The organism is Patulibacter sp. NPDC049589 (assembly GCF_040675535.1).
Lineage (GTDB): Bacteria > Actinomycetota > Thermoleophilia > Solirubrobacterales > Solirubrobacteraceae > Patulibacter.
In genome coordinates, this window is the sequence record NZ_JBFAPC010000245.1 from 1 (window position 1) to 5,490 (window position 5,490).

Sequence of the window (5,490 nt, forward strand, 5' to 3'; positions counted from 1 at the left end):
GCCGAGGCCCGCGAGCGCGGCGACGCCGAGCGCGATCGCCCCCGTCCCCGGGCCGAGGCACAGGACCGCGGCAGCCGCCGTCAGGACGCTCGCCACGACCCCGGTGGCCGGTCCGACGCGCAGGGCGTGGATCGCGCCGTCCGGGCGGGCCGGGCGGCCGGCGGTGGCGTGCACGAGGATCGCCCAGCGCGACGCCGCCCCGGCCGCGACGAGCGCGAGCACGGCGTCCCCGGTGGCGAGCGGGCGCAGCGCGCTCCAGCCCACCAGCAGCCAGACGAGCAGGGCAAGGGCCCCGAACGTCCCGATCCGCGAGTCGCGCATGACCTCGAGGCGCCGGGCCCGGTCCCCGAGCACGCCGAGCCCGTCGGCGGTGTCGGCCAGGCCGTCCTCGTGCAGCGCGCCCGTCACCGCGACGGTCGCCGCGAGCCCGAGGGCGGCCGCGACGCCGGCGGGACCGGCGCCCGGGATCAGTGCGGCGAGCGCGAGGACCCCGCCGCCCACGGCCCCGACCCCGGCGCCGACCGCGGGGAACCACGAAGCGGCGGCCGTCAGCCGCGGCGCCTCGTCGGGCCCGAACGGCACCGGGATCCGGGTCAGGAACCCGACCGCGTGGCGCGGACCGTCGAGGGCGGACATGGCGGGGGAGGCTATCCGCGCCCGCCGCCCGGCGACGGCGGCGTGGCTCCGGCCCCGTCACGCCCGGGCCGCCCGCGCCGCCGCACGGCCCCCAGCCGACCGCGTCCGCCAAGCTGTCCCCATGACCGAGGGCCAGCAGGCGTACGTCCGCCCCGAGACGCCGGCGGGCTTCGACCGCTCGCGGGCGGCGGAGCGCGCCGACGACCCCACCGGCTGGCGGTTCCCCGACGCCGACCGCGACGCGCTGCAGGCGATCATCGGCGCCCGGCGGGACATCCGCCGCTTCCGGCCCGACCCCGTGCCCGCCGACGTCCTGGAGCGCGTCCTGACCGCCGCGCACCAGGGTCCGTCGGTCGGGCTGATGCAGCCGTGGCGGTTCGTCCTCGTGCGCGACGACGAGACGCGCGTGGCGATGCGGGGCCTCGCGCAGCGCGAGCGCCTGCGTCAGGCGGAGCGGTTCTCCGACCGCGCGCGGCACTTCCTCGACCAGAAGATCGAGGGCATCGTCGACGCGCCGCTCGGCGTCGTCGTCTGCTGCGACCCGGGCGACGCCGGCGTCGAGGTCCTCGGCCGCGGGACGATCCCCGAGACCGACGTCCACTCCACGGCCTGCGCGATCCAGAACCTGTGGCTCGCCGCGCGCGCCGAGGGCCTGGGCGTCGGCTGGGTCAGCTTCTACCGCCGCGAGGACCTCCGGGGACTCCTCGGCATCCCGGACCGCGTCGACCCGCTGGCGTGGCTCTGCGTCGGTTGGCCGGACGAGCGCCCGGAGCGCCCCGGCCTCGAGGCCGCCGGCTGGGCCGCCCGCGCGCCGCTGTCGGCGGTCGTCGCGGAGGAGCGCTGGCCGGCGGAGGACCTGCTGCCGCTCGGCGGCGCGGTCCCGGTGGCCGGGGCGGAGGGGCTCGGCGTCGCCCCCGCGGACGCGGCACGCGCACCCCGCCCGGCCCCGGCGGACGACGAGCCGATCCCCGCGGCGATCGCCGTCCTCCTCGACGGCGTGCCCGTCCCCGACGAGCGCGTCGCCGCCGCCGTGCGAGACCGCGCCGACACGCTGGTCAAGCCGCCCGGCAGCCTCGGCGCGCTGGAGCACGTGATCGAGCGCTGGGCGGCGTTCTCCGGCGACGTGCCGTCGAGCCCCCTGCGCCCGGCGATCCTCGTCCTGGCCGCCGACCACGGCCACCTGGGCCGCGGCACGTCGCTCTACGGCGGCGGCGTCTCCGGGCAGATCGCCGCGGCCGCCGCGCGCGGCGGGACGGCGATCGGCGTCCTGGCCCGCCACCACGCCGGCATCCTCCAGATCGCGGACCTCGGCCTGCGTGGCCCCACGCCGCCCGGCGTCCGCCCCGCCCGGGTCCGCGACGGAGGCACCGCGGACCTCGGCGCGGGACCGGCGATGACGGAGGACGAGCTGGCCGCGGCGGTCACGACGGGCGCCGCCCTGGCCGGGGAGCTCCTGGACCGCGGCGCGCGCTGCCTGCTGCCCGGCGAGATCGGGATCGGCAACACGACGTCGGCGGCGGCCCTGGCCTGCGCGCTGACCGGCCTGACGCCCGAGCTCGCGGTCGGCCGCGGGGCGGGCGCCGACGCCGCGGGGCTCGAGCGCAAGCGCGCCGTCGTGCGGGGCGCCCTGGAACGCGCGGGCCACCCGACGACGCCGCTGCGGGCGCTCCGCGAGCTCGGTGGCCTGGAGCTCGCCGGCGTGGTCGGCGCGATCCTCGAGGCCGCGCGCCGGCGGATCCCGGTCGTCCTGGACGGCTTCGCGGTCGGCGTCTGCGCGCTGGCGGCCGTCCGCCTCTGCCCGCCGGTCCGCGAGGGACTCGTCGCGGGGCACCGCTCCGCCGAGCCCGCGCACGGGGCGGTGCTTGCGCAGCTCGGCCTCGAGCCCCTGTTGGACCTGCGCCTGCGCCTCGGCGAGGCGTCGGGCGCGGCGCTGGCGCTGCCGCTGCTCGAGCAGGCCGGCCGGCTGCACCGCGACATGGAGACGTTCGCCGAGGCGGGCGTCGACGGGCCCGAGCCGCCGCCCCGCGCCTGATCCGGGCGGGTCAGTCGTCGTCGCGCCGGGTCCGCGAGCCCAGCGGCGAGTACCCGGTGGCGCCGGGCCGGGCCTTCCCGCCCGACGGCGGGGACGCCGCGTCGTCCCGGCTCCGGGCCGGGCCCGTGCCGGCCGCCCGGTCGCGACCGGGACCGGTGCTCGTGCCCGCGTCCGGCGTGTCCCGCGAGGACGGACCCTCCGGCCCGCGCGGCTCCGGGCGGGCGGCGGCGGACGGCCGCGCCGGGCGGGGCGCCTCGAGCGCCGCGGCCGCCTTCTCGCGCCGCCGCCGGCGCGACCCGGACCCGGGGACCTTCGACGCGAGCTCGCTGATCGGTTCGAGGTCGCCCTGGATCTCCTCGAAGACGACGCTGAGCCGCTCGAGGATCGGCACGATCGTCTCGAGCACCTGCTCGATGTCGTCGACGCGCTTGTAGACGTGCTGCACCTCGGCCGTGAGGTCGTCGATGCTCGACATGCTGCGGCCGAAGTCGTGCAGGCCGCTGTCGTGGAGGACGCGCTCCAGCGCCTCCTGGATCGGCTTCAGCGGGTTCGGGGGCGGCACCCCGTCGACGCTACCGGCCCGCCCGCGCGGTCACCACCGGCGGCGGCTCGCGTGCGGCGCCCGTCGCGGTACGGCGCCGGCACGAGGACGTTCGCCGGTCCGTACGCCGGTCCGACGGCCGGGCCTCCCGCCGCCGGCGTCCGTCAGCGCCGTGGCCGCGGCGCGTCGCCGCGCGGGTCGCGGGCGTCCATCGCCGCGCGCTCGGGCTTCGGGCGCCGGCGGGCGGCGAAGAACGCCCGCAGCAGCGCGGAGCAGTCGTCGGCCAGGACGCCCCCGACGACCTCGGGCCGGTGGTTGAGCCGCGGCTCGGCGGTGATGTCCAGCACGCTGCCGCACGCCCCGGCCTTCGGGTCGGTGCAGCCGAAGACGACGCGGGGGATCCGCGACAGCACGATCGCGCCGGCGCACATCGAGCACGGCTCGAGCGTCACGTAGAGCGTCGCGTCGTGGACCCGCCACGAGCCCAGGGCGGCCGCGGCGCGGCGCAGGGCGAGGATCTCCGCGTGGGCCGTCGGGTCCTCGTCGCGCTCGCGCTCGTTGCGGCCCCGTCCGAGGACGGTGCCGTCGTGGCCGACGACGACGGCCCCGATGGGGACGTCGCCGTGGCGCTCGGCCTCGTGCGCCTCGGCGATCGCCAGGCGCATCCACTGCTCGTCGGTCCCGGGCGGGACCGACGGGAGGGCGTCGCTGGGATCGACGGGGAAGCTCACCCGTCGATCATCGCAGCCTCCGCCGCCGGACCTAGGTGGTCCGGACGATCAGGACCGAGCTCGGCGCGTGGTGGCTGATCTTGTTCGGGACGGACCCGAGCAGGAAGCGCTTGGCGCCGGTCATGCCCTTGTTGCCGACGACGATCAGGTCGCCGCCGAACTCCTCGGCGACGTCGAGGATCGCGTCCGCCGGGTCGCCCTGGCGGGCGTAGGTGCGGACGTCGGACACGCCGGCGGTCGTCGCGCGGGTCTTCGCGGCGTCGAGGGTGGCCTCGACGTCGGCGCGCTCGTTGACCATCCACTCGACGTCGGCGGGGGCCTGCTTGGCCTCCTCGCGCAGGCGGCTGCCCGACACGGGCTCGTACGCCGAGACGATCTCGAGGCGCGCGCCGACCGCCTTCGCGATCTCGATGGCCTCGGTCACGGCCTGGTTGGCGGTGTCGGAACCATCGGTTCCGACCACGATCGAGCTGAACACGGCACTCCTCAGCGGTAGAAGACGGGGGCACGTACTGCCGCGGGGAAACCTCGTTCCCCCTGCAGCGGGCCGATCATCGCACAGGGCCGGGAGCCCACATGGGAGCGGTATCACGCCCGGAGTGGGGGCTCGCTCACGCTCGGCCGGCCCGTCGGGACCGATCCTCCCGGCCCCGGGTGGACGCCGTCGACCCGGGCGGTCCCGATCGGCCGGTCGCCGGCGGCGGCGGACCGGGAACGGCGGATCGGGCTCAGGCCCAGAGCTTGAACCCGGCGATCACCATGCTCACGAGGACGCACGCCACGAGCAGCACCTGCATCCAGAACCACGTCGGCGGCATCGGGCAAGGGTACGGCGTGCGTGCGAGGATGGCTGCGACGCATGCCCCGCCCGTGCCCAGAACCCGCCCTCCGGCGGCTCCGCCGCGGAGCCCCGTCGCGATGATCATCGGCCCGGGCGACCCGCAGAGGACGGGGGCCGAGGCGGCGACGCCGAAGCCGAAGAAGCCCAAGAAGGCGAAGAAGGGCCGCCGGAAGAAGGACCGCGCCGCGGAAGACGCGCCGGCGACGCCGCAGGCCGGCGCCCTCCCCGGGGCCGGGGCCGCCGCGGGGCCCGAGGCCGGTCCCGCGGCGGACGCGGCACCGGCGACGGTGCCCGCAACCCTCCCGCTCCCGGCGATCGCGCCGGAGCCGGGAGCGCCGCCGCTGGTCGCGCGCATCGACGCCCTGCGCGGCCGGGTCGGGACCCTGCTGGCGCTCGTCGACGGCCTCGACGCCGCGGGTCGCACGCCGGACGGGGAGACGGCGGAACCGCTCGAGGCCCTCGATGTCGGGAGTCCGCCCGGCGACGGCCCGGGCGACGCGGGCACTCCGCCCGGCCACGGTCGGTCCGACGAGGGCACGCCGCCCGGCCACGGTCGGTCCGACGAGGGCGCTCCGCCCGGCCACGGTCGGTCCGACGAGGGCGCTCCGCCCGGCGACGGCCTACCCGCCCGCGCTCGGCCGCTCGGCGACGGCGCGATCACTCCGCCCGCCACGGGGGCCGACAGCCCGGTCGCGATCGCGACCGGGCC

5 protein-coding genes and 1 pseudogene are annotated in these 5,490 nt (G+C 78.5%); 2 read left to right on the forward strand and 4 right to left on the reverse strand.

The annotated features are described in order from the left end of the window. The coding region (locus AB0L40_RS26075; protein ID WP_364361442.1) for an adenosylcobinamide-GDP ribazoletransferase at nt 1-636 on the reverse strand (636 nt) is incomplete at its 3' end. Nucleotides 637-757: 121 nt separating this feature from the next. Between AB0L40_RS26075 and cobT the strand changes: the two genes are divergently transcribed. Next, on the forward strand, nt 758-2,668 hold the full coding sequence (gene cobT / locus AB0L40_RS26080) for a nicotinate-nucleotide--dimethylbenzimidazole phosphoribosyltransferase (RefSeq protein WP_364361444.1): 1,911 nt from the start codon (nt 758-760) through the stop codon (nt 2,666-2,668). 10 nt (nt 2,669-2,678) lie between these two features. On the opposite strand, the gene AB0L40_RS26085 is transcribed toward cobT, so the two are convergent. From AB0L40_RS26085 to AB0L40_RS26095, 3 genes are all read right to left on the reverse strand, one after another. Continuing rightward, complete coding sequence (locus AB0L40_RS26085; protein WP_364361446.1) at nt 2,679-3,230, reverse strand: hypothetical protein; 552 nt, start codon at nt 3,228-3,230, stop codon at nt 2,679-2,681. Nucleotides 3,231-3,373: 143 nt separating this feature from the next. Next, nucleotides 3,374-3,940 (reverse strand): tRNA adenosine(34) deaminase TadA, encoded by a 567-nt coding sequence (tadA, locus tag AB0L40_RS26090; RefSeq protein WP_364361448.1) that lies wholly within the window; start codon nt 3,938-3,940, stop codon nt 3,374-3,376. 31 nt (nt 3,941-3,971) lie between these two features. Then, nucleotides 3,972-4,418, reverse strand: coding sequence for a universal stress protein (locus tag AB0L40_RS26095; RefSeq protein ID WP_364361450.1), 447 nt, complete (start codon nt 4,416-4,418; stop codon nt 3,972-3,974). Nucleotides 4,419-4,858: 440 nt separating this feature from the next. Here AB0L40_RS26095 and AB0L40_RS26100 point away from each other — a divergent pair. After that, nucleotides 4,859-5,490, forward strand: a pseudogene (locus AB0L40_RS26100) (hypothetical protein); the annotation flags it as partial.

Coding starts and splice junctions, on each gene's coding strand:
- cobT (WP_364361444.1), top strand. CDS start 758: ATGACCGAGGGCCAGCAGGCGTACGTCCGCCCCGAGACGCCGGCGGGC.